Annotated in this window: 25 protein-coding genes and 1 tRNA gene; 20 read left to right on the top strand and 6 right to left on the bottom strand. The window is 63.5% G+C overall.

Annotated features, from left to right (window positions below; genetic code table 11):
* The first annotated feature begins 21 nt into the window (after positions 1 to 21).
* A complete protein-coding gene (orn, locus tag F7R02_RS06085) occupies positions 22 to 606 on the top strand; it encodes an oligoribonuclease (protein WP_003482835.1) in 585 nt (194 codons plus the stop codon).
* A gap of 212 nt (positions 607 to 818) precedes the next feature.
* Here orn and F7R02_RS06080 read toward each other — a convergent pair whose 3' ends face one another.
* Both F7R02_RS06080 and ppsA read right to left on the bottom strand, forming a co-directional pair.
* The gene (locus tag F7R02_RS06080) at positions 819 to 1,811 is read right to left on the bottom strand and encodes a mechanosensitive ion channel family protein (RefSeq protein WP_005915721.1); all 993 of its coding nucleotides are present in this window, start codon (positions 1,809 to 1,811) and stop codon (positions 819 to 821) included.
* Complete coding sequence (gene ppsA / locus F7R02_RS06075) at positions 1,811 to 4,189, bottom strand: phosphoenolpyruvate synthase (RefSeq protein ID WP_078590928.1); 2,379 nt, start codon at positions 4,187 to 4,189, stop codon at positions 1,811 to 1,813. The genes F7R02_RS06080 and ppsA overlap by 1 nt, the downstream gene beginning before the upstream one ends.
* Before the next feature lie 142 nt (positions 4,190 to 4,331).
* On the opposite strand from ppsA, the gene ppsR reads away from it, so the two are divergent.
* The 3 genes from ppsR to F7R02_RS06060 all read left to right on the top strand — a co-directional run bounded on the left by ppsR (position 4,332) and on the right by F7R02_RS06060 (position 6,413).
* The gene (gene ppsR, locus F7R02_RS06070) at positions 4,332 to 5,153 is read left to right on the top strand and encodes a posphoenolpyruvate synthetase regulatory kinase/phosphorylase PpsR (protein ID WP_003482830.1); all 822 of its coding nucleotides are present in this window, start codon (positions 4,332 to 4,334) and stop codon (positions 5,151 to 5,153) included.
* 186 nt (positions 5,154 to 5,339) lie between these two features.
* On the top strand, positions 5,340 to 5,849 hold the full coding sequence (locus F7R02_RS06065) for a DUF1249 domain-containing protein (RefSeq protein ID WP_033483531.1): 510 nt from the start codon (positions 5,340 to 5,342) through the stop codon (positions 5,847 to 5,849).
* A 75-nt stretch (positions 5,850 to 5,924) separates the two neighbouring features.
* On the top strand, positions 5,925 to 6,413 hold the full coding sequence (locus tag F7R02_RS06060; protein WP_078590927.1) for an NUDIX hydrolase: 489 nt from the start codon (positions 5,925 to 5,927) through the stop codon (positions 6,411 to 6,413).
* A 362-nt stretch (positions 6,414 to 6,775) separates the two neighbouring features.
* Here F7R02_RS06060 and F7R02_RS06055 read toward each other — a convergent pair whose 3' ends face one another.
* A complete protein-coding gene (locus F7R02_RS06055) occupies positions 6,776 to 7,534 on the bottom strand; it encodes a 3-hydroxybutyrate dehydrogenase (protein ID WP_078564045.1) in 759 nt (252 codons plus the stop codon).
* A gap of 84 nt (positions 7,535 to 7,618) precedes the next feature.
* Here F7R02_RS06055 and F7R02_RS06050 point away from each other — a divergent pair, with 84 nt between their 5' ends.
* From F7R02_RS06050 to F7R02_RS06030, 5 genes are all read left to right on the top strand, one after another.
* Positions 7,619 to 8,281, top strand: a complete 663-nt coding sequence (locus tag F7R02_RS06050) for a CDP-alcohol phosphatidyltransferase family protein (RefSeq protein WP_016849130.1) — start codon at positions 7,619 to 7,621, stop codon at positions 8,279 to 8,281.
* A 54-nt stretch (positions 8,282 to 8,335) separates the two neighbouring features.
* The gene (gene phaE / locus F7R02_RS06045; protein WP_078590926.1) at positions 8,336 to 9,562 is read left to right on the top strand and encodes a class III poly(R)-hydroxyalkanoic acid synthase subunit PhaE; all 1,227 of its coding nucleotides are present in this window, start codon (positions 8,336 to 8,338) and stop codon (positions 9,560 to 9,562) included.
* Complete coding sequence (locus F7R02_RS06040) at positions 9,559 to 10,635, top strand: class III poly(R)-hydroxyalkanoic acid synthase subunit PhaC (protein ID WP_078590925.1); 1,077 nt, start codon at positions 9,559 to 9,561, stop codon at positions 10,633 to 10,635. The genes phaE and F7R02_RS06040 overlap by 4 nt, the downstream gene beginning before the upstream one ends.
* Positions 10,636 to 10,750: 115 nt before the next feature.
* Positions 10,751 to 10,948 (top strand): PspC domain-containing protein, encoded by a 198-nt coding sequence (locus F7R02_RS06035; protein ID WP_005915706.1) that lies wholly within the window; start codon positions 10,751 to 10,753, stop codon positions 10,946 to 10,948.
* A gap of 8 nt (positions 10,949 to 10,956) precedes the next feature.
* Positions 10,957 to 11,433, top strand: coding sequence for a hypothetical protein (locus tag F7R02_RS06030; RefSeq protein WP_167520979.1), 477 nt, complete (start codon positions 10,957 to 10,959; stop codon positions 11,431 to 11,433).
* On the opposite strand, the gene F7R02_RS06025 is transcribed toward F7R02_RS06030, so the two are convergent.
* The gene (locus F7R02_RS06025) at positions 11,391 to 12,602 is read right to left on the bottom strand and encodes an NAD(P)/FAD-dependent oxidoreductase (protein ID WP_078590923.1); all 1,212 of its coding nucleotides are present in this window, start codon (positions 12,600 to 12,602) and stop codon (positions 11,391 to 11,393) included. The two genes, F7R02_RS06030 and F7R02_RS06025, sit on opposite strands and share 43 nt — an antisense overlap.
* Before the next feature lie 192 nt (positions 12,603 to 12,794).
* On the opposite strand from F7R02_RS06025, the gene F7R02_RS06020 reads away from it, so the two are divergent.
* Both F7R02_RS06020 and F7R02_RS06015 read left to right on the top strand, forming a co-directional pair.
* The gene (locus F7R02_RS06020) at positions 12,795 to 13,022 is read left to right on the top strand and encodes a hypothetical protein (RefSeq protein WP_003482809.1); all 228 of its coding nucleotides are present in this window, start codon (positions 12,795 to 12,797) and stop codon (positions 13,020 to 13,022) included.
* 102 nt (positions 13,023 to 13,124) lie between these two features.
* Entirely contained in the window at positions 13,125 to 15,485 is a 2,361-nt protein-coding gene (locus tag F7R02_RS06015) for a Tex family protein (protein WP_078590922.1), read from the top strand.
* A 636-nt stretch (positions 15,486 to 16,121) separates the two neighbouring features.
* Here F7R02_RS06015 and F7R02_RS06010 read toward each other — a convergent pair.
* Positions 16,122 to 19,505: a PAS domain S-box protein gene (locus F7R02_RS06010; protein WP_078590921.1), complete on the bottom strand. Its 3,384-nt coding sequence runs from the start codon at positions 19,503 to 19,505 to the stop codon at positions 16,122 to 16,124.
* 197 nt (positions 19,506 to 19,702) lie between these two features.
* Complete coding sequence (locus tag F7R02_RS06005) at positions 19,703 to 20,083, bottom strand: response regulator (protein WP_139371072.1); 381 nt, start codon at positions 20,081 to 20,083, stop codon at positions 19,703 to 19,705.
* Between the two features lie 138 nt (positions 20,084 to 20,221).
* Between F7R02_RS06005 and F7R02_RS06000 the strand changes: the two genes are divergently transcribed.
* The 9 genes from F7R02_RS06000 to F7R02_RS05960 all read left to right on the top strand — a co-directional run bounded on the left by F7R02_RS06000 (position 20,222) and on the right by F7R02_RS05960 (position 25,495).
* Positions 20,222 to 20,308: transfer RNA gene (locus tag F7R02_RS06000), tRNA-Leu, on the top strand.
* 184 nt (positions 20,309 to 20,492) lie between these two features.
* Positions 20,493 to 21,719 (top strand): tyrosine-type recombinase/integrase, encoded by a 1,227-nt coding sequence (locus F7R02_RS05995; RefSeq protein ID WP_078590920.1) that lies wholly within the window; start codon positions 20,493 to 20,495, stop codon positions 21,717 to 21,719.
* Positions 21,720 to 21,816: 97 nt separating this feature from the next.
* Complete coding sequence (locus F7R02_RS05990) at positions 21,817 to 22,725, top strand: hypothetical protein (protein WP_078561607.1); 909 nt, start codon at positions 21,817 to 21,819, stop codon at positions 22,723 to 22,725.
* A 110-nt stretch (positions 22,726 to 22,835) separates the two neighbouring features.
* Positions 22,836 to 23,084: a helix-turn-helix transcriptional regulator gene (locus tag F7R02_RS05985; protein WP_078561606.1), complete on the top strand. Its 249-nt coding sequence runs from the start codon at positions 22,836 to 22,838 to the stop codon at positions 23,082 to 23,084.
* Positions 23,081 to 23,383, top strand: a complete 303-nt coding sequence (locus F7R02_RS05980; protein WP_053054264.1) for a helix-turn-helix domain-containing protein — start codon at positions 23,081 to 23,083, stop codon at positions 23,381 to 23,383. Before F7R02_RS05985 ends, F7R02_RS05980 begins: the two co-directional genes overlap by 4 nt.
* A complete protein-coding gene (locus tag F7R02_RS05975; RefSeq protein ID WP_139371071.1) occupies positions 23,370 to 23,612 on the top strand; it encodes a hypothetical protein in 243 nt (80 codons plus the stop codon). Before F7R02_RS05980 ends, F7R02_RS05975 begins: the two co-directional genes overlap by 14 nt.
* 67 nt (positions 23,613 to 23,679) lie before the next feature.
* Positions 23,680 to 24,099 carry a hypothetical protein gene (locus F7R02_RS05970; protein ID WP_053054265.1) on the top strand — a complete coding sequence of 140 codons (420 nt, stop codon included), beginning with the start codon at positions 23,680 to 23,682 and terminating at the stop codon, positions 24,097 to 24,099.
* A gap of 235 nt (positions 24,100 to 24,334) precedes the next feature.
* Entirely contained in the window at positions 24,335 to 24,901 is a 567-nt protein-coding gene (locus F7R02_RS05965; protein ID WP_053054266.1) for an HGGxSTG domain-containing protein, read from the top strand.
* Between the two features lie 96 nt (positions 24,902 to 24,997).
* Positions 24,998 to 25,495 carry a surface-adhesin E family protein gene (locus F7R02_RS05960; protein ID WP_139371070.1) on the top strand — a complete coding sequence of 166 codons (498 nt, stop codon included), beginning with the start codon at positions 24,998 to 25,000 and terminating at the stop codon, positions 25,493 to 25,495.
* Positions 25,496 to 25,869: the final 374 nt, after the last annotated feature.

Genomic DNA, 25,869 nt, shown 5'->3' with positions numbered 1-25,869 from the left:
CGGCCTCCACAGGACGGCGATATGGCAGAGAACCTTGCAGGCAACGACCGACTGATCTGGATCGATCTGGAAATGACCGGCCTGGATACCGATCGCGATTCCATCATCGAGATCGCCACCATCGTGACCGATGCGCAGTTGAACGTGCTTGCCGAGGGACCGGAACTGGCCATTGCGCATCCGCTGGAAACCCTGGAAGCGATGGACGAATGGAACCGCAATCAACATCGCCGTTCGGGTCTGTGGCAGCGCGTGATCGACAGTCAGGTGACCCACGCGCAGGCCGAAGCGCAGACGGTTGCATTCCTGAGCGAGTGGATCCGTGCCGGCGCCTCGCCGATGTGCGGCAACTCGATCTGCCAGGATCGCCGCTTCCTGCACCGCCAGATGTCGCGCCTGGAGCGCTATTTCCATTACCGCAACCTGGATGTGTCCACCATCAAGGAACTCGCGCGACGGTGGGCGCCGACGGTGGCCAACGGGTTCGCCAAGAGTTCGGCCCATACCGCCCTGAGCGATGTGCGCGATTCGATCGACGAGTTGCGCCACTATCGTCAGTTCATGGGTGCGCTTGGTGGCGATACCGCAGCGGGTGTGGAGAACTGAGAATCCGCAGGCATGTGTTGCGCACTGAAGTTCGAGCAGCAGGGTGGATCGTGTCGTCGGATGAAGTGTGCAGTGGGTGCACTTGAAGCACTCTCAGCATCGCTCTGCGCATCCCCGCACATACGAGCCTGAGCTATCCACACTCACAAAAAGGCCGCATCAATCGATGCGGCCTCTGGTTTTTTTACTGCGGTAATGCTGGGGACGCCGCATCAACGCGCCAGCGACGGCCCCTTGCTCAGGTCGCCATCGTCGGCGATGCCTTTCAGCAACAGGCCGGAGATCGGCTTGCCATCGGCATCGTGGTGATACACGTGCAGGTCGCGCTGCGGGTAGGGGATGTTGAGTCCGTTTTCCAGCAACTGGTTGCGGATCTGCTCCAGCGTGGTGCTCTTGGCGGCGCCGAAGTTGCCGTTGGTCGCATACGCGAACAACATCAGGTCGACCGTACTCTCGCCCAGGTTGGTCACCTGCACGAATGGTGCAGGCGACTCCAGGATGTTCGGGTTGTCCTTGGCGATCTGCAGCAACAACTGCTGCGCTTTCTTCAGATCGTCTTCATAGCCCACGCCGACCGTCACTTCCAGGCGGCGGTTGGGCAAGGTGCTGTAGTTGACGATGGGGGCAGTGGTAATCGTGCTGTTTGGCAGGGTGATCATGCGTTCATCGAACGAACGGATCCTGGTCTGGAAGATCCGGATCTCGTCGACGATGCCTTCCTGGCCGGCAATCAATACGTGGTCGCCATCGCGCATAGGCCGCAGCACGATGAGCATCACGCCAGCAGCGATGTTGGACAGCGAATCCTTCAGCGCAAGGCCGACCGCCAGGCCTGCTGCGCCGAGCACTGCGATCAGTGAGGTCGGTGGCACACCGATCTGACTCAACGCGCTGACGAAGACCAACACCAGCAACAACGCGTACATCACGTTGCGCAGGAAGTTGGTGAGCGTGATCTCGACGCGTGCGCGGGTAAGCGCGCGGTGCAACCATTGACTGAGTTGCCGGGCCAGCCACATGCCGACCACGACGATCAGCAGTGCCACCCCCCAATTGACCGCGTACTGCGCCCACGGGATGGCGGCCCAATTGAAGGCCGGCTCGCTGGTCGCGGCCGGCTTGGCGGCTGCCGCTCCTGCTGCCGCAACCGGTTTTGCAGCAGCTGCTCCTGCAGCTGCCGCCCACATTGCACCCATAGGTCCCATCAGCCCTCGCTCTTGAGCTTGGCCAGACGCAGCCAGGTGTCGACCACGGTATCGGGATTCAACGACACCGATTCGATTCCTTCCTGCATCAGCCACTCGGCCAGCTCCGGGTGGTCGGACGGCCCCTGGCCGCAGATACCCACGTACTTGCCCTTGGCGCGCGCCGACTTGATCGCCATCGACAGCAGCTTCTTCACCGCCGGGTTCCGCTCGTCGAACAGGTGCGCGACGATCGACGAATCGCGATCCAGGCCCAGGGTGAGCTGGGTCAGGTCGTTGGAGCCGATCGAGAAGCCGTCGAAGATCTCCAAGAACTCGTCGGCCAGCAGCGCGTTGGACGGCAGCTCGCACATCATGATGATCTTCAGCCCGTTCTCTCCTTGCTTGAGCCCGTTCTGCTCCAGCACTTCGATCACCTTGCGACCTTCTTCCAGCGTGCGCACGAACGGGATCATCACCCAGAGGTTGTCCAGGCCCATCTCGTTACGCACCTTCAGCACCGCCTTGCACTCCAGCGCGAACGCCTTGGTGAAGGAGGGATCGACATAACGGCTGGCGCCGCGGAAGCCGATCATCGGGTTTTCTTCATGCGGCTCGTAACGCGAACCGCCGATCAGGTTGGCGTATTCGTTGGACTTGAAGTCCGACAGACGGACGATCACCGTATTCGGCGCAACCGACGCGGTCAGCGTGGCGATACCTTCGGCCAGGCGATTGACGTAGAAGCTCACCGGATCGCCGTAACCGGCAATCTTGGCGTCGATCTTCTTGCAGACGTCGGCGTCCTGCTTGTCGTATTCCAGCAGCGCGTTCGGGTGGATGCCGATGTGCGCGGCGATGATCATCTCAAGACGCGCAAGACCAATGCCGGCATTGGGCAACTGGCCGAAGTCGAAGGCCCGCTCCGGGTTTGCCACGTTCATCATGATCTTGAGCGGGGCAGGTGGCATGTTGCCCAGATCGGTGGTGGTGCGCTCGAACGGCAGCAGGCCCTCGTAGATGAAGCCGGTGTCGCCTTCGGCGCAACTGACCGTCACTTCCTGGCCGTCGCTGAGCACGTCGGTGGCATTGCCCGAGCCCACCACCGCCGGCACGCCGAGCTCACGCGCGATGATCGCTGCATGGCAGGTGCGGCCGCCGCGGTTGGTGACGATGGCAGAGGCGCGCTTCATCACCGGCTCCCAATCGGGGTCGGTCATGTCGGCGATCAACACATCGCCAGGCTGGACGCGATTCATGTCGTCCAGCGAGCGCACCACGCGTGCCACGCCGCTACCGATCTTGGCACCGACGGCGCGGCCTTCGGCCAGGATCTTGGCGCCCTTGGCTTCCAGCGCAAACCGTTCGATCTGGGTCGCATGGCTGCGCGACTTCACCGTCTCCGGACGCGCCTGCACGATGAACAGCTTGCCGCTGACCCCGTCCTTGGCCCACTCGATGTCCATCGGGCGGCCGTAATGCTTTTCGATCACCAGTGCCTGCTTGGACAGTTCCTGCACGTCTTCGTCGCTGATCGAGAAGGTGCTGCGCATTTCCACCGGCGTGTCTTCGGTGCGCACCCGTTCGCCGGGCACATCCGAATAGACCATGCGAATGGCCTTGCTGCCGAGCGAGCGGCGTAGGATCGCCGGCTTGCCTGCAGTGAGCGTGGGCTTGTAGACATAGAACTCGTCGGGGTTGACCGCGCCCTGCACGACCATTTCGCCCAGGCCGAAGCTCGATGTGACGAACACCACGTCGCGGAAACCGGATTCGGTGTCCAGCGTGAACAACACGCCTGCCGCGCCTACGCCCGAGCGCACCATCAACTGCACGCCGGCCGACAGGAACACGTCTTCATGCTTGAAGCCGTGATGCACGCGATAGGCAATCGCACGATCGTTGTAGAGGCTGGCGAACACTTCCTTGACCTTGTGCACCACATCGTCGGCGCCGGTCACATTGAGGAAGGTCTCCTGCTGGCCTGCGAACGAGGCGTCCGGAAGGTCCTCGGCGGTTGCCGAGGAGCGCACGGCCACGGCAACGTCGCCGCCGCCGTTCTCGGCGCACAACTGGGCGTAGGCGCTGCGGATGTCGCGGTCCAGGTCCGGCTGCAGTGGGGCATCGATCACCCAGCCGCGGATTTCCTTGCCGGCCAGCGTGAGTGCATTGACGTCTTCGACATCCAGCGTTGCCAGCCTGTCGAAGATGCGCTTGGACAGATCGTTGTGCGCGATGAAGTCCTTGAAAGCTTCCGCGGTGGTCGCATATCCACCAGGAACCGAGACGCCCAACCCAGCCAGGTTGCCGATCATCTCGCCAAGCGAGGAATTTTTACCGCCCACGCGGGCCAGGTCGGCCAGGCGTAGCTCATGCAACCACAGGATATTCTCGTTCAAGCGCGATGCTCCGTAAGGCCATCGCCCGAGCGGGCTGAATGGCCGCGACCGTAGGAAGAAGCCGCTATGATGCAGTGCACAGCGGAACCTGCACAAGCATGAATCCGTAAGTTTTGGACACCAGTTCAAAGAGGTGGTCTTGATGTCAACAATTCGGCCGGTGTTTTACGTCTCCGATGGAACCGGTATCACCGCTGAAACGATTGGGCATAGCCTGCTCACGCAGTTCAGCGGTTTCAACTTCGTCACCGACCGTATGTCGTTCATCGATGATGCAGATAAGGCGCGCGATGCGGCCATGCGCGTGCGCGCCGCAGGCGAGCGGTACCAGGTGCGCCCGGTCGTGGTCAATTCATGCGTCGATCCACAATTGAGCATGATCCTGGCCGAAAGTGGCGCGCTGATGCTGGATGTGTTCGCACCCTTCATCGAGCCGCTGGAGCGCGAGCTCAATGCGCCGCGTCATTCGCGTGTGGGCCGCGCGCACGGCATGGTCGACTTCGAAACCTATCACCGCCGCATCAACGCAATGAACTTCGCGCTGAGTCATGACGATGGCATTGCGCTCAATTACGACGAGGCCGATGTGATCCTGGTGGCGGTGTCGCGCGCGGGAAAGACACCGACCTGCATCTATCTGGCCTTGCATTACGGCATTCGCGCCGCCAACTATCCGCTCACCGACGAAGATCTGGAAAACGAGCAGTTGCCCCCGCGGTTGCGTAATTACCGCAGCAAGTTGTTCGGCTTGACCATTGATCCTGAGCGGTTGCAGCAAATTCGTCAGGAGCGGCGCGCCAATTCGCGCTACAGCGCGGCAGAGACCTGCCGGCGCGAAGTGGCGATCGCCGAGCGCATGTTCCAGATGGAGCGCATTCCCTCGCTCAGCACCACCAATACCTCGATCGAAGAAATCTCCAGCAAGGTGTTGTCCACTCTGGGCTTGCAGCGCGAGATGTTTTGATCGGGGATCAGGCTTGGCAGCCGCCTCGCGGGTCTTGCGAGCGTGCGCATCGAATGAGAGCTAACGATGCCATTGCGCGGCGGCTGGGAGAGCAAAGCGGGCGGGGCAGTGCTCCACCAAGGTAGGCCTGTCGTTGGGCCCCCGTCAATGCTGCCCGTGCGGCGGCGCAGCGTGTAGGATCGGTCCATGGCGCAAGCACTGAGCAAACTCGAACGCATTCCCAAACTGAGCCGCTTCGGCTGGCTGATGGGCTTGTATGCAGAAAACTTCCAACATCTGACCCGGTTATTTGCCCCGGCCGATCTGGCGCCGGGCTCGTACGTGTCCTCGATCGGCGATGGCCTGAACCTGCGGCTGGACGTGATCGAATGCCACCGCTACACGGTGGAACTGCGCCTGACTTACGACCTGTGCGACCCGGTCACCGGCGAGCCGGACCCGTCGGCGTATGTACGGCTGTACCGCGATGCGCGCCAGGCCGAGACCACGCATTGCTATGTCGGTCGGCGCTGGCAGGACGTGATGGGCATGTTCCCGCCGCCGGCCGAGCTGATCAGCCACCGCATGCGCATGAATACGTTCCTGGGCAAGTGGCTGGAGTACCTGGCCGAACGCGGACACGGCGTTGCGACCCTGCACCTGGATACCGACCGCGTGGCACGGCCGCGCCCGAACCCGCAGGCCGCCGTCGGCTGAGCCGGCGTTGCCGCCGCGTGCGGCGCCGCGTGCCGCTTCAGTCATACTGATGCGCTTCGTGTCAGATCGCATGCCATGCCCTATACCCCGATTGTCGCCACGCTCGGCTACCTGTTGTCGCCGGACGGCACCCAGGTGCTAATGATCCATCGCAATGCCCGCCCCGGCGACCAGCATCTGGGCAAATACAACGGCCTGGGCGGCAAGATGGAGCCGGACGAAGACGTGCTGGCTTGCATGCGCCGCGAGATACGCGAGGAAGCCGGCGTCGACTGCGGCCGGATGCAGTTGCGCGGCACCATCAGCTGGCCGGGCTTCGGCAAGCAGGGCGAAGACTGGCTGGGCTTCGTGTTCCTGATCCACAGCTTCGAGGGCACACCGCACACCTCCAATCTGGAGGGGACGCTGGAGTGGATCGCGATCGAGCGGATGGATCAGGTGCCGATGTGGGAAGGCGACCGCAATTTCCTGCCGCTGGTATTTGATGGCGACCCGCGCCCGTTCCACGGCGTCATGCCGTATCGCGACGGGCGCATGCAGTCGTGGACATATTCGCGGATCTGATCGCTGCACGTGCACGGCACGTGGAGTGCGTGCCGCCGGCACTGCGCCGGCAGATATCTAGCCGGGCCCGACTGCTGTAGATCGACGTCCTCGGTGCGGGAGATAGATCGGCGCACCAGCGCTTGACGTCCGATCGGCGAGCCGTGCTGGCTAGCAGCGCAGCACCCAATGTCAGCCAGGCTCAACCGTGCGGCATTGAACATTGAGCGTCGGGGAGCCTCTCGGTTTTCCGCGGAACGGCAGGCCTCGCCCACTTCTCCACACCCCCTGTGGATGGACGCTGCGCAAGTCTGTGGACAAGTGCGCGGCCCCCTTATGCCATCTGGTACGCGTGGCGGCTGGTCAAAATTTCGCCAGCGTGATCATTGTGCCGTCCAGCCCCCATCGATGGCGAGGGCTTGCCCGGTGATATTGCGCGCGGCATGCGACATCAGAAACGCCACGGTGCCGGCCAGCTCGTCGTAGTCGATGAAGGCGCCCTTGGGCATCGGCTTGAGCATCACATCGCGCACCACGGCGTCCTCGGTGATGCCGCGGATGCGCGCCTGATCGGCAATCTGCCGTTCCACCAGCGGCGTACGCACATAGCTGGGGCACAGCGTGTTGATGGTGATGTCGCAATCGGCGGTTTCCAGCGCGATGACTTTGGCCAGGCCGACCAGGCCATGCTTGGCGGCCACATACGCACTTTTGTATGGGCTGGCCACCAGCGAGTGGATGCTGCCGATATTGACGATGCGGCCATAGCCGGCCGCGCGCATGCCGGGCAGCACGGCGCGACTGAGGCGTGCGGCGCCGGTGAGCATCACATCCACCAGCAGCGCCCACTGCTGCATCGGGAACTCCTCAAGTGCGGCCACATGCTGCAGGCCGGCGTTGTTCACCAGTACCTGCGGGGCGCGTGATGCATTGGCCAGTGCCTGCGCGATGCTGTCTGCATCGGTCACGTCCAACGCCAGCGCCTCCGCCGAGCCGCCTGCCTGGCGCAACGCATCCGCCGTGCGCTCGGCGGCCGCCAGCTGCACATCGCTGACGAGCAGATGATGGCCGTCGGCCGCTAGTTGGGTGGCGATACCGGCGCCAATGCCGCTGCCCGCGCCGGTGATCAGGATGCTGTGCATCGGATGTCCTCGTGAAGTCGTGCGCGGCCGGGAGCGGTCACGCGGATCGCCAGCCTAGCCGAGTGCAGCGAAACGGTCGCCTGCATGGCGCGCGCGCGTTACCCTTTGTGTCTTGCTCACCTTAGGTTCCGCATGAAACGCCATTTTTCGATGCTGCGCGATTTCCAACTCGCGGACTGGTTCACGCTTGCCAACGCGTTCTGCGGCACCGGCGCGGTGTTTGCGGCCATGCGGTTTCTGCAAGAGGGGCATCGCGGCGATCTGCTGCTTGGCATGGCATTGATCCCGCTGGCGTTCGTGTTCGATGCGCTGGATGGGCACGTGGCGCGCTGGCGCAAAGCGTCTTCCACGCTGGGCCGCGAACTGGATTCGTTGGCGGACGTGATCTCCTTCGGCGTGGCGCCGGCGGCGCTGGGCTATGCCTGCGGCATGCGCGGCGGTTGGGACTGGCTGGTGCTGAGCTATTTCGTCTGCTGCGGGGTCAGCCGGCTGGCGCGCTACAACGTCACTGCCGAAGAGATCGCTGGCGAGGCCGACAAGGTGCCGTACTTCGAAGGCACGCCCATTCCGACCAGCCTGGTACTGGTGATCCTGCTCGCGGTTGCCGCCAGCAGCGGGCATATCGGCGACACCTTGTGGTGGGGCCAATGGCAGCTGGGGCCTTGGCAGTTGCATCCGCTGGTGCTGCTGTTTGCGGTGTCCGGCTCGCTGATGATCAGCAAGACGCTGCGTATCCCCAAACCCTGAGCGGCACACCGCTACGCACGCGGTAGGATGGCTGGGTAGAGGTCACTGGATGGGATGATGGCAAGCAGCGGTTCGGACAACGGCAACTTCGACGACAAGGCGCGCCAATACTGGGCTGCCTGGGGAGATGCCATGCGCCACGGCCAGGCCGGCGCCGCTGCGCAACAACCACCGCCCACGTCCGGTAGCGACGCCCCGCAGGATTGGCGCAAGGCCGTGGATTGGTGGTCGCAATTGCTGCCCACCCAGGCCGCCCCACAGGCGCAGGAGGCCATCGACCGCTTTCGCACCCAGGCCGGCGACTGGTTTGGCACCATGCAGCAGGTGGCCGCGCAGTTTGCCGGGCGCGACACCTCGGCCAATGAAGTCGCCGATGCCTGGCGCCAGGCCGTACAAGGGCAGGGCGAGCAGCTGATGCAGTGGACGCTGGGTTCGCTGCGCGGCGGCAGCCCGGGCGGGTTCGACCCGTGGCTGCAGGACGCGGCGCAAGCGCTGCAAAAGTGGCGCGAGGAAAATGCGCCTTGGCTGGACATGCCGGCGTTCGGGTTGAACCGCAACCACCAGTCGCGCCTGCAGAAACTGGCACGCGCGCAGCAGGAGTTCCAGGCCCAGTCGGAGGCCTATGGCGAGCAACTCAAGGCGGCGATCGAGCAGGCGTTTGCGCGCTTCGCGTCCAGGCTGAGCGAGCACGAGAGCAGCGGCAGCCAGTTGACCAGCGCCCGCGCCCTGTTCGATCTATGGATCGAAGCGGCCGAAGAGTCCTATGCCGATGTTGCCTTGTCGGAGCAGTTCCGCAAGGTGTACGGCGGCTTTGCCAACGCGCACATGCGCCTGCGCGCTGCGCTGCAGGAAGAGGTCGAGCAACTCAGCGAACGCTTCGGCATGCCCACACGTTCGGAGATGGACGCCGCGCATCGCCGCATTGCCGAACTGGAACGCCTGGTCAGGCGGATGCTGCGTAACGCAGCCTCGCCGGCGAGCAAGCCCGCTGCAGCGGCGCAGCCTGCACCGGTGACACCGGCAGCGGGCAAGCGCGCGTCGTCCGCCGGGGCCAGCGCTGTCGCGCGGCCGGCCGGGGCAGAACGGGCAGTCAAGCAGGGTGCATCGAAGAAGGCGCCCGTCGACAAGACCGCGACGAAAAAGGCGGCTCCGAAAAAGGCGCCAGCCGTTTCTAAGCCGACGAAAACGACCTCGCCCAAGAAGCATGGTGGCGCGACATCCTCGCCCGAGCCTGCGGCCCGCAAACCTGCCGCAGCTAAAAAACGTGGAGCGCAGGCATGAAAGGTCCGTTGGGATTCAGCGCCGAAGACCTGATGCAGGAAACCCTGTCGATGCAACGCAAGTTGCGCGAAGGGCTCAAGCTGCTGCCGGGCGTGGACGATGTGGATTACGGCGTCACCGAGCGCGAAGAAATCTGGCGCGACGGCAAGGTGGTGCTATATCGCTTCATCGGCGAGCAGGCGCCGGTGGCCAAGACGCCGCTGCTGATCGTCTATGCATTGGTCAATCGCCCCTACATGGTCGATCTGCAGGCGGATCGCTCGCTGGTGAAAGGGCTATTGAGTCACGGCCAGGACGTCTACGTGCTGGATTGGGGCTACCCGGACCGCTCCGAGCGCTACCTCACCCTGGAAGATTATTTGCTGCGCTACATCGACGGCGCGGTGGATCATCTGCGCGCGCAGTCCGGGCTGGAAGCGGTGGATGTGCTCGGCATCTGTCAGGGCGGAACGTTCTCGTTGTGCTACGCCGCGCTGCAGCGCGACAAAGTGCGCAACCTGATCACCATGGTGACGCCGGTGGATTTCCATACTCCCGACAACATGCTGTCCAACTGGGCACGCATGGTCGATGTGGATCTGTTCGTGGACACCATGGGCAACGTGCCCGCGGATCTGATGAACGCCAGTTACCTGATGCTCAAGCCGTTCCGGCTCAACCTGCAGAAGTACGTGGGCCTGCTCGACATCCTCGACGACAAGCAGGCGCTGGAAGATTTTCTGCGCATGGAAAAGTGGATCTTCGATTCGCCCGACCTGGCGGGCGAGGCTTTCCGCGAATTCGTCACGGTGTTCTATCAGCGCAACGGGCTGGTCACCGGGCAGGTGAGCATCGGGGGGCAGGCAGTCGATCTGCAGGCGCTCGACATGCCGGTGCTGAATATCTACGCCGAACACGACCACCTGGTGCCGCCGGACGCTTCACGGGCGCTAGGAGGGCTGGTCGGCAGCGACGACTACAGCGAACTGAGTTTCCGTGGCGGGCATATCGGAATCTACGTCTCCGGGCGTGCGCAGCGCGAGGTTCCGGTGGCAATCCATCGCTGGCTGCAGGCACGTGGCGGCAATGCCTGAGATCGCTGCCTGCACGCCGTGCAGATGACGCTGCGCTGAGCAGGCCAGACGGCCGTCACGATCCGCAGCGGCCGCGTTTTCTAGACTGTTGGCTACGTTCTGCAGGAGTTTTGCCATGTCTACCACCACGCTGTCCCGCTCCCTCAACGACCGCATGATCGCCGGCGTCGTTGGCGGCATTGCGCGCCGTTTTGGCTGGAGCTCCACGCTGCTGCGCATTTTGTTTGTGATCGTGTCGATCGCCTCGGCCGCGTTTCCCGGCATCCTGGTCTATCTGATCCTGTGGCTGCTGATCCCCAACCAGGCCGATTGAAGCCGGTAATGCGCGGGCTGCCTGCATTGCAGGCGCTTGGCGCGGTATGGACGCTGCCCAATACCTTGATCGGGCTCGCGATCGGCGCGGCCGGGTGGAGTTTTGGTGCGCGTCCCGTCTGGTCGCCGCAGGAACGCGCCGTGGTCTTTCACGCCTGGCCATGGGGCCCGGGTGGCGCGATGACATTGGGCAACGTGATCCTGCTGAAAGGTGCATCGCTCGACCTGCAGTGCAGGACCTACGCGCACGCTGCAGGCCGTTGCCAGCATCCACCGGTGCGCTTGGGCGACCACGAACGCGCGCATGTCTATCAGTACATGCTGCTGGGGCCACTGTTTTTGCCCGTGTATTTTCTGTGCGGCGGCATCCACGTGCGCAACCCGCTGGAGCGGGCTGCCGATACGTATGCGATGCATGGCCATGGTTGGTGGCCGTGGGGGCCTCAGCCCAGGCGCGAGAAGCCGAACAATCCGGACAGCGCATGAGGCGTGCCCTCCAGTTGTGCGCGCAATAAGCCCGCACCAATGGCGCTATAGGTAATTCCGTTGCCGCCATAGGCCATCGCGAACGACACGCGCGGCCCGAGTTCGGCATGCGGCCCGAAGAACGGCAATCCATCGGCAGTCTCAGCGAAAGTGCCGGCCCATGCGAACGCTGGGCGCAGTCGCATATCGGGCATGGTCTTGCCAATTTTCTTCAGCAGCGTCTTGAGCTTGCTCTGCACGCGTGCGTCGCGGCGCGCGGGAAGGTCGATGTTGTCGTCTTCTCCGCCAGCGACCACGCGCCCGTCCGGTGTGCTGCGCACGTACAGATACGGGCGCGCGGTTTCCCACATCATGGTGTGCTTGAGCGCGCCCATATCGCTGTCGTGCAGGGGGTCGGTCACGAAGGCGTAGCTGCTGCGATTGCGCGCCACCGGCTGTGAGAGCCAGCGCTGGTTGCCATAGCCGGCCGCCAGGATCACGTGACGGGCACGCACGCTCACACCGTCTTCGGTGCGCAGGTCGACGTGCGGGTCGTGCGGTTCGATCGAGGCGATGGCGGTGCGGTCGTGGATGCGTGCGCCGTACTGCTCGCACTCGGAAAACAGGCGGTAGCAGAGGCGGTACGGGTCCACGCTGGCGGCCAGGCGGCTCAGGATCGCGCCATCCGAATGCACGCCGTAGTTGTGCCAGAGCGGCTCGCGTTCGATCCATTCCACCGGCAGTTTGTGCGCCTTGCGGGTCTCCAGCTCGTTGCGCAGGTCTTTTATGTCGCGCGAGCGGCTGGCGTAGTACAGGCTGTCCTGGCGCGTGAAGTCGGTGCCGCCGAGGGTATTGCACAAGCCCTGGAGGTCGAGGATGGCTTGCGCGCAGGCGCCATACGCCAGCGCCGCGGCGGACATGCCGTACTGCTTGGCCAGTTCGATCATCGGCGTATCGATTTCGTACTGCAGCAAGGCGGTGCTGGCCGAGGTGCTCCCCCAGCCGATGTAGCGCTGTTCGATCACTACGACTTCATGGCCGTGGCGCAGCAATTCGTGCGCGATCAGCGCGGCGGTGACGCCACCACCGACGATGGCGACCTCGCATTGGGTGTCTTGCTCCAGGCGCGGGTAGGCGCGCATCAACCCGTTGCGGATCGACCAGAACGGGTAGCCACTTTTGAGGTCCATGCGGTGTCGATCAGCGAGCAGGCGGATGGCGATTGACGGCCAAGCGGGGTGAAGCGGCCGTGAGGCGAGTCCGGCCTTGCCACCGTCACCAAACGGCAAACAGCCGGCGTTAACGTGCGTGGAAAGCTCCTCACGGCGCGCTGGGTATCCTCCCGCCACAACGCAGCAACAGCAGCAGAAGAGGGTGTGGGTATGTCGATTGTCCTGTACGTCGGTGGCAGTAAAGATGGCGACAAGGGCGTGGTGCCTTACGGTTTCAGCAAGTCGCGTGCGATGACCGATGCTGGCCCGGAGGTGTATGTCGAACGCATGGTGCCGCTGAAGGATATGGGCAAGGTGCGCGTGATGGCGCTGGAATCGCTGCAGGAAAGCATTCTGGTCGAACGTGCCGCCACCCATTACGCACGTCAGGTCAGCTGAGCGCGGCTGCATAGGTTTACGGCGACGTTGTCAACGGGTTTCCGTGGCGGGCCGGCACTGCGAAAATGCATTTTTCAGTGAAGCGGTTCACGCCGCGCCGTCATGCACGATAGCCAGCTTGCCCAGCAGATTGCTCGCACCATCGCCGATGAGATCGGTGCCCAACCCGCCCAGGCGCACGCCGCCATCGTCCTGCTCGACGAGGGCGCCAGCGTCCCCTTCATCGCCCGCTACCGCAAGGAAGTGACCGGCGGCCTGGACGATACGCAACTACGCAATCTGGAAACGCGCCTGACCTATCTGCGCGAGCTGGAAGAGCGCCGCGCGGCGATCCTGTCCAGCATTGGCGAGCAGGGCAAGCTCAGCGACGAATTGCGCAACGAGATCGTGGCGGCCGACACCAAGTCGCGGCTGGAAGACCTGTACCTGCCCTACAAGCCCAAGCGCCGCACCCGCGCACAGATCGCGCGCGAAGCCGGGCTGGAGCCATTGGCCGATGGCCTGTTGGCGGACCCGACGCAGTCCCCGGACGTGGCCGCGGCAGCCTTCATCGATGCCGAAAAGGGCGTTGCAGACAGCAAGGCGGCGCTGGAAGGCGCGCGCGCCATCCTGATGGAGCGCTGGGGTGAAGATGCCGCACTGGTCGGTGAGCTGCGCAGCTGGCTAGGTGACAACGGCGTGATCCGCGCACGGGTCGCCGAGGGCAAGGAAGAGGCCGGTGCCAAGTATCGCGATTACTTCGATCACGCCGAAACGCTGGCGAAGATTCCCTCGCACCGCCTGCTGGCGCTGTTTCGCGCACGCCGCGAGGAAATCCTGTACCTGGATCTGGATCCGGGCAGCGACGCCGAGGCCGGGCACCAGTACGCCGAAGGCCGCGTGGCGCGCAATGCCGGTATCTCCAACGAAGGCCGTCCGGCCGATCGCTGGTTGCTGGATGCGTGCCGGCTGACCTGGCGCGCCAAGCTGCATATGCACTTGCTGTTGGACCTGTTCAATCAGGCGCGCGAAAAGGCCGAGGCCGAGGCGATCGCGGTGTTTGGCGACAATCTCAAGGACCTGATGCTGGCGGCGCCGGCAGGCCCGCGCGTGGTGCTTGGGCTGGATCCGGGCATCCGTACCGGTTGCAAGATCGCCGTGGTCGATGCCACCGGCAAGCTGGTGGCCACCGAAACGATTTATCCGCACGAGCCGAAGCGGCAGTGGGATCAGTCGCTGCAGACCATCAAAAAATTGTGCATGCAGCACAACGTGGAGCTGATCGCGATCGGCAACGGCACCGCCAGCCGCGAGACCGACAAGCTGGCCGGTGAGGCGATTGCGCTGTGCGGCGCGGCCAAATTACAGAAGGTGGTGGTGAGCGAGGCGGGCGCATCGGTGTATTCGGCCTCGGAGTTCGCGGCCAAGGAATTTCCGAATCTGGATGTATCGCTGCGTGGTGCCGTGTCGATCGCGCGCCGTCTGCAGGATCCATTGGCCGAACTGGTGAAGATCGAGCCCAAGGCGATCGGCGTGGGCCAGTACCAGCACGATGTGGATCAATACCGGCTGGCCAAGGCATTGGAAGCGCGGGTGGAGGATTGCGTCAACGCGGTCGGTGTGTACGTCAATACCGCCTCGGCGGCGTTGTTGTCGCGCGTGTCCGGGTTGTCGGGCACGGTAGCGGAAAATATCGTGCGTCACCGCGACGACAATGGCCCGTTCAAGCGTCGCAAGGACTTGCTCAAGGTGCCGCGGCTGGGCGACAAGACCTTCGAGCAATGCGCCGGTTTCCTGCGCATTGCCGATGGCGACGAGCCGCTGGACGTGTCGGCGGTGCATCCGGAAGCGTATCCGGTGGTCGAGCGCATCGTGAGCAGCACCGGCAAGCCGATCAAGGCATTGCTGGGCGACGGCAGTTTTCTGCGTGGCCTGAAGCCGGAGATGTTCACAGACGACCAATTCGGTGTGCCGACGGTGCGCGACATCCTCAAGGAGCTGGAAAAACCCGGCCGCGATCCGCGGCCTGAGTTCAAGGCGGCGCAGTTCGCCGAGGGCATCGAGGACATCAAGCACCTCAAACCGGGCATGGTGCTCGAAGGTGTGGTCAGCAATGTGGCCGGGTTCGGTGCGTTCGTCGATATCGGCGTGCATCAGGATGGACTGGTGCACATCTCGGCGTTGTCGGAAACCTTCGTCAAGGATCCGCGCGATGTGGTCAAGGCCGGCGACATCGTCAAGGTCAAGGTGCTGGAAGTGGATGTGGCGCGAAAGCGCATCGCGCTGACCTGCCGTTTGTCCGATACGCCGCCAGCGGCGGATGGCTCTGCGCAACCGCGCGACGCTCGCGGCAGCGGTCCGGGGCAGGGCAGGCGCGATGGTGGTGGACGCGGTCAGGCGCAGGCCAACAGCAAACCGCGGATCACCGCACCGCCGGCAGACAATGCGCTGGCAGCGGCATTCGCGCGTGCCAAACGTAGCTAAGTCGCGCTTTTGATGGTTTGGTTGATCGGCGTGGTTCGGTGGCGTGGCATGGATCTAACGTCGTAATAGGCTGATCTGCGGTTTGGCTTAGATGTCTTAGCCGCAGATCATGATGAGATAGGTGTCGAGCCCCCCTAGTTGGTTTCTTTGGTAGCGGGTATGCCGCCCAAGGTCCTTGGGGGGATCTGCGGCTTGGCTGCAGGGCCCTTGCCCGCTCACCATCGCAGGACACGCTGCAAGTACGTCCTTGTAAGCTCCTTGGCGCATCCATGCCGCCAAGGGTCCCGCGACGGTGAGCGGGCAAGGACCAGTAGAGTTGGTCGGTATGCAGAGTTTTCAAAGCAGCTAACAACCAACGACGCGGTGTTCCTCGCTTTTCAACAGGCCCGGCAAACTGTCTGGTGCGGTGTCCTTGCCGCTTGCAGGACCGTTGGCGGCACGGATGCCGCCATCGAGCCCCCAAGGACGGGTTCACGGCGTGTCCTGCGAGCGGCGAGGGCACCGCGCATTCGGCCAAGCAAGCTTTTCACTCTCTCAGCGCTGTAGAAAGTGAACGTACCCGATGCCGCGAGGTTTCGTTGATTTGGTCGATCAACGACAAGGTGCTGGCCAGCCATGCTCTGGCGCTATCAGGCCTCATCTCGTACTGCGCGTCGGCAAGATCACGCGTTCGATCAGATCGACCAGGACGGGTGGTTCCACCGGCTTGCCCATGTGCGCATCGAAGCCGGCCACTACCGCGCGGTCGCGGTCTTCTTCGCGGACATAGGCGGTGAGGGCGACGGCCGGAATATGCCGTGGCAGATCGGCGCGGCCCGAACGCACCGTGCGGATCAGATCGTAGCCATCGCGCAACGGCATCGCGATATCGCTGACCAACACATCGAAGTGCGCGTTCGCCAGGCAGTGCTCGGCCGCGTCCACCGACCCGGCAGCCTGCACCTGCGCGCCGGCCAGCATCAGGAACTGCATCACCGCTTCGCGCGAATCCTGATCGTCGTCGACCAGCAGGACGCGCACACCAGCCAGGCGGTCGCGGCACTCGTCCGGCAGCGCGCCCACGTGGGTGGTATCTGCCGAGGCAGGGCGCAGGTCGCTGACCCCGTGCTGGAACGGCAACACGATGGTAAATAGCGCGCCCTGGCCTTCGCCCGCGCTGGAGGCGCCCAGGCTGCCGCCATGCAGGTCCACCAACTGACGCGAGATCGACAGGCCCAACCCCAGGCCGCCCACGCGCCGGGTAGTGCCTGCATCGGCCTGACGAAAGCGGTCGAACACATGCGGCAAAAAATCCGCCGCAATGCCGATCCCGGTGTCCTGTACGCACAGGCGCAGGCGCTCGTCTTCGACGTCCATCGTCACTCGCACCGTGCCGCCGGCAGGGGTGAACTTCAGCGCATTGCTGAGCAGGTTGGTCAGCACCTGCTGCAGTCGCCCGGCATCGCCGAAGAACCACAATTCGCCATCGCAAGGCGCATCTAGTTCCAGTGCGATCTTGCGCGTCAACGCCGTCGGCTGCATGAGTTCCAGCGCGCTGCGCACCAACCCTGCGATATCGAAATGCTCGGCCTGCAGGCGGATCTTGCCGGACAGGATCGCGCTCATATCCAGCAGGTCGTCGATGATCTGCGTCTGCGCGCGCGCACTGCGTTCGATGATCACCAGGCCCCGGCGCAGATTGGCCGGATCGGCGATGTCCGATTGCATCAACCGGGACCAGCCCAGGATCGCGTTGAGTGGCGTGCGCAACTCATGGCTGAGCGTTGCCAGGAATTCGTCCTTGACCCGGTTGGCATGCTCGGCCTGCGCGCGCGCGGCGGTTTCCGCCTGCAACGACAGCTTGAGCTTGGCATCCACCCGGGTGCGTTCGATCACGATGCCGGCCAGGTGCGAAGCCGAGCGCGCCATTGCCTGCTCGCGCAAGGACGGTAGGTGAGGGCGGTCGTAATAGATATTGAGCGTGCCCAATACCTGTCCGTTGCTGGCCAGGATCGGCGTGACGCAACACGCGGCGACGTCCATCGCCGCCGAGATCGCATGGTGGGCGCTGAAGCTTGCATCGGCCTGGATATCGCTGCAGATCACCTGACGACCCAGATGTGCAGACAGGGCGCAGGGCGGACCCTCCGGCCCGATTGGCGAGGGCTCGAAGTGCCCGCGGTACTCGATCGGAAAATGCGGTGCCGAGCCGAAACTCAATGTATGGCGGACCTCATCGCGCACCATGACCGAGCAGTACAGCGGGATTTCACCGCGCGCCTCCACGCTCAATGCGATCGCATCCAGCACCACCGGCAACGGCGCACCGGTGGTGATCAAACTCAGGATCGCACGGTCCGAAGCGGTGGCATCTTCGATGTGCTTGCGTTCGGAGATGTCGGTGAGCGAGCCGATGTGCCCCAGAAAACGTCCGTCGCTGGCGAAGTGCGGCGATGCGGTGTCGATGCACCATCGGTATTGCCCGTCGTGGCGGCGCACGCGGTATTCGGCGAGGAATTCGCCGCGTTGCTCGAGTGCCTGTTCGAAGGCATGCCGCACGCGTGCTGCATCGTCGGGATGCATCACATCCCACCAGCCCTGGTCTAGTGCCTGGTCTTCCCCCTGTCCGGTAAAGTTGTACCAGCGCGGATTCCAGTACACGCAATCGCCTTGCGCGTCGGCCATCCAGATCATCGCTGGCACCGTCTCGCAGAGCGCACGGAAGCGCACTTCGCTTTCGCGTAGTTGCTGCTCGAATGCGCGCCGGTCATGAATGTCGGTGTAGGTACCGATCCACTCGCTGATGCTGCCATCGTCGCCGCGCACCGGTAGCGCGCGCACCAGGTGCCAGCGCGATTGCCGATCGTGACGCAGCAGTTCGCACTCCACCTCGAGAGCGCGCTGGCCCTTCAGTGCCAGGCTCCAGGCCTGCTCGGACAGGCGCAGACCATCGGCAGTGTGCGCGAGATGCCAGGCGGCATCTTCGTTGTTGGAAGGATCCAGGCCGGTGTACTCGTACCAGCGCTGATTGAAGTAGTGCGGCCGTCCGTCCGGATCGGCGATGAAGATGATCTGCGGGAGCGTATTGGCGAGGCGGCGCAGGCGCGCTTCGTTGGCCGCGAGTTGCTGCTGCGCCTTGGCCCGTTGCATCGATTCCCAGCAGTGTGCCACAACCAATCGCACCAGTTCGATCTCCGCCGACAGCCAGCGCCGCGGTGCGCGTTGATGGACGCCGATCGCTGCCACCAATCGGTCGTGCTTGTGCAACGGAATGGCCAGCGAGGCGCGCAAGCCGGAGCGGCGGTACTGCTCGGCCACATAGTCCGGCGCACCCGGCGCCAGCGCATCGGTCGTGAACCAGGGGCGGTTTTCCAGCAGCGCATCGCGCAGGCCCCGTGCCGCCTCCAGTGGGAAATCGCCTTGCAGGCTCGGCATGTCCTGCACATGGTCGCTGATGACATGCATGGTGCTGCCATCGGCAGCGACCAGGCCGAATGCGCAACGGTTCGCCTGCAGATGCTCGCCGAGCAAGCGCACGCTGGTGTCGATGATCTGCCGCGGATCGGACACGTGCTGCAGTGCGTCTTCGAGCATCAATAAAAAACTGTCGCGGCCATCGCTGCGGCGTTGTTCGTCGACATCAGCCGTTGAAACAGCAACGCCGATGTAGAGCGCGCCCAACTGCTCGCCCGTTTGCAGCACTGGGCTGCATGACCAGCTCGCCAGATCCAGGGCGATTGTCGCTGCTGGCTCGCCATCGCCATCGGATGCACAGGTCAGCGCCGCAAGCGGCTGCCCGAAGGCCGCCGGATGGCGTGGCCCCAGTCGTGCAATGCAGGCATCGTTGTAGATGCAGCGGTCGTCGCGGCCCCATACGAGCAGCATCGGAACTTGCGCATGCAGGCAGATCGATAGTGCTGTGCGTAGCGCAGGGCTATCGCCCAGCAGCGCGTCCGCAGGATGCACTAACGCGGCTAGCAATGCTGCGGTTTCGCTCGTCTCCGGCAGCAAGCCGGCCAACGGCGACACGGCGATATCCATCCAGCGACCCGCCCGTCATTCTTCGATGGCAAATTCTAGTAGCAACCGGCCCGGCGCCGCTGATACCGCGCAAACGGCGATTCAGCTAATCGCTGCCCGTACACCCAAAACAGCGCGTCGGTGGCAGGATGAGGGGGTGTTAGAGACGGCATGCGTGCCGCACCGGGGCGGGCTGGCAGGTGCGCCCGTGCTGCTGCTCAGCCCTCAGCGCCGCGCGACTCGCGCGCTTTGGACAATGCGCCAACCAGTTCTTCGGACAGATACGGCTTGATCAGGATGACGCCACGTTCGAAACCGCTCGGGATGCTGCCGATGGCAACGCCGGTCGCCAGTACGAACGGGATACCGCGCTCCGACAACAGGCGTGCGACCGGTTCGCTGGTTTCGCCATTGCCCAAGCGATAGTCCAGCACTGCGATATCCGGTGCGTCGTCGTCGATCAGTTGCAAAGCATCGCGCACCTCGCCGACCGGGCCCATGACGACGGCACCCGCCTGAACAAGCTGCAGATCGAGCAGCATGGCATTCATGTCATCGTTTTCGACCACGAGTACCCGAACTCCACGCAACACCGACATTGCTTACTCCTTCACTAAGTCGGCCAGTATATCGGGACTGCCTGGACACAGCGCTGCAGACCCCGCTTGCACCTGAATTCGTCAGGCGCAAATTGACACTGTTCGTTTCAACAACAAATCGCTATACTGCGCGGCCACGCCGAAGTGGCGGAATCGGTAGACGCAGCGGACTCAAAATCCGCCGCCCTTAAAAGCGTGTGGGTTCGAGTCCCACCTTCGGCACCAGTGCATTGTTTCAGGATGTCCAGTAGCGTCCAGAAACTTCAATAAAACCCGCAACTTGGCGGGTTTTTTTGTGCCTGTTGGTCCAACTGCGTCCAGCGACATGCGTTGAAATCCGGCGGTAGGTGGCGGTAGCTTTGGCGGTAACAGCGGTGGTTGCCGCTCGCCAAGGCCGAAAGTTACCGCCATGCCGCTGACAGATACCGCCATCCGCAAGACCAAGCCCGGAGCTGTCCCGCTCAAACTGCGTGATGGCGGCGGCCTCTACCTGCTGATGCGGCCGGATGGCGCCCGCTGGTGGCGGTGGGACTACCGGCGCCCGGTGACGGGCAAGCGCAACACCCTGAGCCTGGGCACTTACCCGGATACCGGCCTTGCCGATGCGCGGGAGAAGCGCGACGCCGCGCGCAAGCTGCTGGCTGCTGGGGTGGACCCCGGCGAGCAACGGAAGCAGGCCAAGCAGGAGCGGGCGGCAGTGGTGATGGCTGCTGGCGAGACGTTCGAGGTCATGGCCCGCGAGTGGATGGCCCGCCAGACCGTCGCGCGCGTCACGGCGGAGAAGAATCGCTGGCTGCTGGAAACCTTCCTGTTTCCCGAGATCGGCAGCCGTAGCATTGGCGAGATCACGCCCCGCGAGCTGCTGGACGCCCTGCGCAAGATCGAAGCCACCGGCAAGCTGGAAACCGCCGCCCGCGCCAAGATCAAGGCCGGGCAGGTGTTCCGTTACGCCATGCTGGAAGGCAAGGCGGAGATCGATCCCACCGCCAGCCTGCGCGGCGCGCTCAAAGCCGCCAAGGCCCGCCATCATGCCGCTGTCACCGAGCCGGCCAAGATCGGCCAGCTACTGCGCGCCATCGAAGGTTTCAGCGGACAACCAGTGACCCATGCCGCGTTGAAGTTGGCCCCGCTGGTGTTCGTGCGCCCCGGCGAACTGCGCGCGGCCGAGTGGGCGGAAATCGACCTGGATGCCGCCATGTGGCGCATTCGGCCCGAGCGCATGAAGATGAAGGCGGCGCACCTGGTGCCCCTGTCAAGCCAAGCCGTGGCGATCCTGCGCGATCTGCATGCCCTGACCGGTGGCGGCCACCACGTGTTCCCTGGGCTGCGCCCCAATAGGCCCATGTCGGAAAACACTGTCAATGCAGCCCTGCGCGCGCTGGGCTATTCCGGCGACGAGATGACCGGCCACGGTTTCCGCAGCATGGCAGCAACAAGGCTCAACGAAATGGGCTGGAACGCCGATGCCATTGAACGGCAACTGGCGCACGCCGAAACCAACAAGGTGCGCGAGGCGTACACGCATGCAGCGCAGTACCTGCACGAGCGTGTCCGCATGATGCAGGCTTGGGCCGACTATCTGGACGGCCTGCGCTCGGTTGGCAACGTCGTACCGCTGTGGGCCAAAGCGGGCTGAGCTTTCACCGAACACCCGCACCTAGCCCGACGGGGCGAAAAGCCGGACACCCTGCCGGCCTGGTGTGGGGACTATTTCAGGGGCGCAAGGGTGCGCCATGCCGGAAATTCACGACCGAAAGAAACTGATCGACTACCTGTTGCGCCGCCAGTTCGGATCGCTCGCCCCGCCCCCGGTGCCCACGTTATCTGGCATGCGCGTGGATGCCATGCTTGATAAAGCAAGCTGGAAGCGCGATCTAGCGATGGCAGGCCGATCCAACGAAGCTACGCCGATGGAAAAGCAGCGCGCACGCTATGAGGCGATGAGTTTGGCAGAGCTTAATGTGCAGGTTGAAGCTGCGAAATCGAACGACTTGGAAAAGGCCAAGCAGCTTGTCGAGGAAGCCAAGCTATCACGCGAAAAGCGCTGGCCTCACTGGGCAAAAAAGGACCTGTGGAGCGAGGCAGAGTTGGCGGCACTGTGCTGCGGCTTCGTGCCCGATGAACGCGGTATGCCGAACGATCCCGGACGGGTCAATGGAAGCGACCAGCAAGCGATAGCGATATTGCGTGCAGGGGACGATATCCGCAGAGGCACTCTTTCTCAGAGGCTCGCATTCGTGCCAAGAGATGACGCCGACTCAGCGGCGCGGATGTATGGCACTGCTAGGCATTTCGTTCCCAGCGTTGCCGCAGAATGGGCAGCCCAGCAGTTCGACACCTTTCCTGCTTCGCTGCTCGCGGCTGTGCGGGAGCGTGCTCGCTCCAACGATGCCGATCTCGCTGCTATTGTGCCTGTGCCGGAGATCGCCCCCAAGGCAAACAAACCGCTTGATGAGCGCGAGCGCACGACGTTGCTATGCGTCATCGGTGCGCTTGCAAGGCATGCGAACTTGGATTTGTCGCAGCACATGAAGGCTGGCGACACGATAGCCGCCATTGTGCCGGAGTTGCAGCTGACCGGCCGAACCATTGGCGAGCATCTGAAAAAGGTCGGAGAAGCCATGGAAAAGCGAACGAAATAAAAGCAACTGCAATTGCACTGCTGAAGACTGCAATTGCAACTAGCAGGTAGGTTCAAAGCATAGTTTTCGAGTCCAACGTCGCCCATCCCGGAGCGGTGAAGGATATAGATATGCAGCTTGCACCACTGCCCGCAACGGGCTTCCTGCGACTTCCCCAAATCGTCGGCCGTGCTGCCGACACCAAGACCAACACCACGGCCATCCCGGCCCTGATCCCGGTCTCCCGGTCCACTTGGTGGGCCGGCGTGAGGTCCGGCCGCTATCCGCAGCCGGTCAAACTGGGCGAGCGCTGCACCGCCTGGCGGGTCGAGGACATTCGCGCGTTGATCGAGGCCACCGGCAAGGAGGTGGCTCCATGAGCCAGAACAACACGCATGCTCCGGCGGCTGAAAACGGGCCTGAGGCGAACATCGTTGATACTTCCGCATCTGCCCAGCGCGCGCGCCTGTTGGCCGCGTTGCGAAAGGGGCCAGTGACGACGCTGGACGCCCGGCGAGACTTGAACGTGTTCGTGCCCGGCGTCCGCGTATTCGAGTTGCGGCAGGAGGGGCACCCCATCGTGACTCGCCTGATTCGGTTGCTGGACGACCAAGGGCGGCCACATAGCCGCGTAGCGCAGTACGCGATGCAGGGGGAGGTGGCTGATGCGCTTCCCTGATAAACAACGCAGCCCGCACGAGGTGGGCCACGGCGCACACGCTGGCAGGCTGGGTGCGAGTCGAGACTACACGATGGAGGCGGCCTTGTATCTGGCGGCGGTGGCCATGGAAGCGGCGCAGGCCCAGCTTGAAGCATGGGCGCGCTTGACCGACGAGCCACACTGGGCCGTCGTGGATGCGGCCGATCTGTTGGATGCAGCACGCGCTGCGCTGGAGGGTTCCCGGTGAGCCGGCCTTGTTTCGACGGTGTTGGGAGCGTCCACCGCGCGCTTGGCGCCATACGGGGAGGCACGCGATGAGCGCCAGGAAACGGGAACGCTTCAAAGGCCGCAAGTCCGGCGGTGCATTTTTCCGGGTTAGTGTCGAAGTGCTGGAAAGTCCAGCGTTCTGCGGCCTCTCCATGAAGGCGCGTGCGCTTCTGCTGGATCTGGGCGCTCAATTCAATGGCTACAACAACGGAGATCAGAGCGCGGCGTGGTCTGTCATGCACAAGCGTGGCTGGAAGTCCAAGGACACGCTGCGCAAGGCGTTGTTGGAGCTGCTGGCCGCTGGATTGATTGAGCAGACCCGGCAAGGTGGCCTGCACTGGTGTTCACTTTTTGCTTTCACCTGGATGGGCATTGAGGAATGCGGCGGCAAGCTGGATGTAAAGCCCAACGTGGTCCCGTCAAACATGTGGCGAAAGTGCGTGCGACTGCTGCGCGTGGTGGCATGAAAACGCGATGCTCGCCCCGGTCATTGGGGCAGTGCGCCCCGGCTATCGGGTCAAGGAGCGCGCCAGTAGGTACGACTATCGGGGCAGTGTGGCCCGGTGGTCGGTCCTACAGGGCAGCTTTCACTCGCTTCGGTGCCCCGGCTATCGGGCACCTTCTAGATATCTACCAAGCGGTAGCTAGATCTATGGGCCACCACGGACCAATTACAGCGCGCCCCTTGCATGGAGGTGGGTGATGCACGACCGATACCTGAGCGGCGACAAGCTTCATCTGGCCAAACTGCAAAGGGAGCGGCGGGCCACAATGCGCCGCATCGACTACATGCCCGGCCGGAGGGCGCTGGCGGTGTTCGAGGCGCGGCAGGCGCAGGAGCGGCCCCGCAGCATTGAGGCAACCAATAGCGCGGTACTGGACGCCATCTTGATCGAGTGGGCCGAGCTGACCGGAGTAAAGTACAGCCAAGTAGGCCAGCCCAAAGCTACGGCCCCAACGCCGGAATTAACTGACCATTTCGCGCGGGCGCGTTTGACTTCGGCGCCACTGCCGGAATTAATGCTCCCATCGCGGGCGTGCGCGCATGCGTATGACTCCGGGCGAGCGGGAAACCAGAAGATCACCGCAAGGCCGTACCAGCGGGCCAACAAGTGCGGGGCAACTCGCCACCGCGACGGCCAGCCATGCCAGGCGAAGCCAGAGCCAGGCAAGCTCCGCTGCCGCTTCCATGGTGGGCGATCCACTGGCCCGAGAACCGATGAGGGCAAGGCGAAAGCACTTTCGAACTTGAAGCAGTACAAGGGCTAGCCGGGGAGGCGAAAGTCGCTAATATGGATTCGCGGAGCCTGTTGGCCTGCTCGGAATGGCGGATCATCGCGGATCATCGCGGATATGGGGGCGGCAATGTGGAAGGCGGTTTTTCTCATCATTGCTGGTTGGCTGCTGGCATCCGGCGTTGCCGAGGCTCAAACGGCAGTATTCAATTGCAAGAAGGAAGGCGAGCCAGTCACCTACAGTACAAAGCCCCTCCCACCCGGCTGGAGTTGCCGGGCGATCATTGTGAATGATCCAAGATGGATCAAAATTGCGGAAACCGCAGATGGAGATCCCGTCCAAGTCGACTCGAAGACGATATCCAGATCACCAGGCATCACGACTGCCTGGATTCAGCAGTGGGGTGTTCACCTCATCGCAAGAACTGGGCAAGGGACTCTGCAGCGAGTTGTGTCACGCATTGAGTTTGACTGCGCAAAGCGCACGGCAAAGCTGCTTATGAGCGTTGAGTACGCACTGGGCAACTCGAATGGCACGTCTTCTGCCCCATTACGCCCTGCTGCATTGCCTGTCGTCCCCGGAACCGTGCAAGAAATCGAACTGGACACGCTTTGCAGCAAGCGCTGAATAGCCCATCGCCCAGCAACGTCTGGTCGGCTAAAGAGGGTCAATCCCAACTTTCTTCCGGGAAGCGGGGGGCCATCTGCAGGCGGGAACGGCTGCCTGCAGATGGCCCAAGCGGCCACCTCGTGGCGGTAACTTTGGCGGTATCTTTCGGGCATCCTGCGCAGAATGGTTGATATCAATGGGTTTTCGTTGCCCACCTTCGCACCAAGTTGTTGCAGCACCAGCGAAAGCCCTTCTGGAGAAGTCCGGTGGGGCTTTTTGCTATGTGGCGTTTCGGCAGGGTATGGGGCTTGGTTGATCGCGGCGCGCGGACAGCGAGGCTGGCGACCGTCAGTGCGGTCCAGCTGAGCGCCAAGGCGGGGCGTGATCGGCGC

It is taken from the genome of Xanthomonas cissicola (assembly GCF_008801575.1).
GTDB classification, from domain to species: Bacteria; Pseudomonadota; Gammaproteobacteria; order Xanthomonadales; family Xanthomonadaceae; genus Xanthomonas; species Xanthomonas cissicola.
The sequence above is the reverse complement of the archived record's forward strand: the minus strand, read 5'-3'. Positions and strand labels throughout refer to the sequence as shown.

What these genes read in the sequence shown, in the direction of transcription:
- F7R02_RS05995 (WP_078590920.1), top strand. Translation starts at nt 20,493, where the DNA reads ATGCCGCTGACAGATACCGCCATCCGCAAGACCAAGCCCGGAGCTGTC.
- F7R02_RS06005 (WP_139371072.1), bottom strand. Translation starts at nt 20,083, where the DNA reads ATGTCGGTGTTGCGTGGAGTTCGGGTACTCGTGGTCGAAAACGATGAC.
- F7R02_RS06020 (WP_003482809.1), top strand. Translation starts at nt 12,795, where the DNA reads ATGTCGATTGTCCTGTACGTCGGTGGCAGTAAAGATGGCGACAAGGGC.
- F7R02_RS06065 (WP_033483531.1), top strand. Translation starts at nt 5,340, where the DNA reads ATGGCGCAAGCACTGAGCAAACTCGAACGCATTCCCAAACTGAGCCGC.
- phaE (WP_078590926.1), top strand. Translation starts at nt 8,336, where the DNA reads ATGATGGCAAGCAGCGGTTCGGACAACGGCAACTTCGACGACAAGGCG.
- F7R02_RS05960 (WP_139371070.1), top strand. Translation starts at nt 24,998, where the DNA reads ATGTGGAAGGCGGTTTTTCTCATCATTGCTGGTTGGCTGCTGGCATCC.
- orn (WP_003482835.1), top strand. Translation starts at nt 22, where the DNA reads ATGGCAGAGAACCTTGCAGGCAACGACCGACTGATCTGGATCGATCTG.
- F7R02_RS06055 (WP_078564045.1), bottom strand. Translation starts at nt 7,534, where the DNA reads ATGCACAGCATCCTGATCACCGGCGCGGGCAGCGGCATTGGCGCCGGT.
- F7R02_RS06010 (WP_078590921.1), bottom strand. Translation starts at nt 19,505, where the DNA reads ATGGATATCGCCGTGTCGCCGTTGGCCGGCTTGCTGCCGGAGACGAGC.
- F7R02_RS06015 (WP_078590922.1), top strand. Translation starts at nt 13,125, where the DNA reads ATGCACGATAGCCAGCTTGCCCAGCAGATTGCTCGCACCATCGCCGAT.
- F7R02_RS06025 (WP_078590923.1), bottom strand. Translation starts at nt 12,602, where the DNA reads ATGGACCTCAAAAGTGGCTACCCGTTCTGGTCGATCCGCAACGGGTTG.
- F7R02_RS06035 (WP_005915706.1), top strand. Translation starts at nt 10,751, where the DNA reads ATGTCTACCACCACGCTGTCCCGCTCCCTCAACGACCGCATGATCGCC.
- F7R02_RS06030 (WP_167520979.1), top strand. Translation starts at nt 10,957, where the DNA reads ATGCGCGGGCTGCCTGCATTGCAGGCGCTTGGCGCGGTATGGACGCTG.
- F7R02_RS06080 (WP_005915721.1), bottom strand. Translation starts at nt 1,811, where the DNA reads ATGGGACCTATGGGTGCAATGTGGGCGGCAGCTGCAGGAGCAGCTGCT.
- F7R02_RS05970 (WP_053054265.1), top strand. Translation starts at nt 23,680, where the DNA reads ATGAGCGCCAGGAAACGGGAACGCTTCAAAGGCCGCAAGTCCGGCGGT.
- F7R02_RS05980 (WP_053054264.1), top strand. Translation starts at nt 23,081, where the DNA reads ATGAGCCAGAACAACACGCATGCTCCGGCGGCTGAAAACGGGCCTGAG.
- F7R02_RS05965 (WP_053054266.1), top strand. Translation starts at nt 24,335, where the DNA reads ATGCACGACCGATACCTGAGCGGCGACAAGCTTCATCTGGCCAAACTG.
- F7R02_RS06060 (WP_078590927.1), top strand. Translation starts at nt 5,925, where the DNA reads ATGCCCTATACCCCGATTGTCGCCACGCTCGGCTACCTGTTGTCGCCG.
- F7R02_RS06040 (WP_078590925.1), top strand. Translation starts at nt 9,559, where the DNA reads ATGAAAGGTCCGTTGGGATTCAGCGCCGAAGACCTGATGCAGGAAACC.
- ppsR (WP_003482830.1), top strand. Translation starts at nt 4,332, where the DNA reads ATGTCAACAATTCGGCCGGTGTTTTACGTCTCCGATGGAACCGGTATC.
- F7R02_RS05985 (WP_078561606.1), top strand. Translation starts at nt 22,836, where the DNA reads ATGCAGCTTGCACCACTGCCCGCAACGGGCTTCCTGCGACTTCCCCAA.
- F7R02_RS06050 (WP_016849130.1), top strand. Translation starts at nt 7,619, where the DNA reads ATGGCGCGCGCGCGTTACCCTTTGTGTCTTGCTCACCTTAGGTTCCGC.
- F7R02_RS05975 (WP_139371071.1), top strand. Translation starts at nt 23,370, where the DNA reads ATGCGCTTCCCTGATAAACAACGCAGCCCGCACGAGGTGGGCCACGGC.
- F7R02_RS05990 (WP_078561607.1), top strand. Translation starts at nt 21,817, where the DNA reads ATGCCGGAAATTCACGACCGAAAGAAACTGATCGACTACCTGTTGCGC.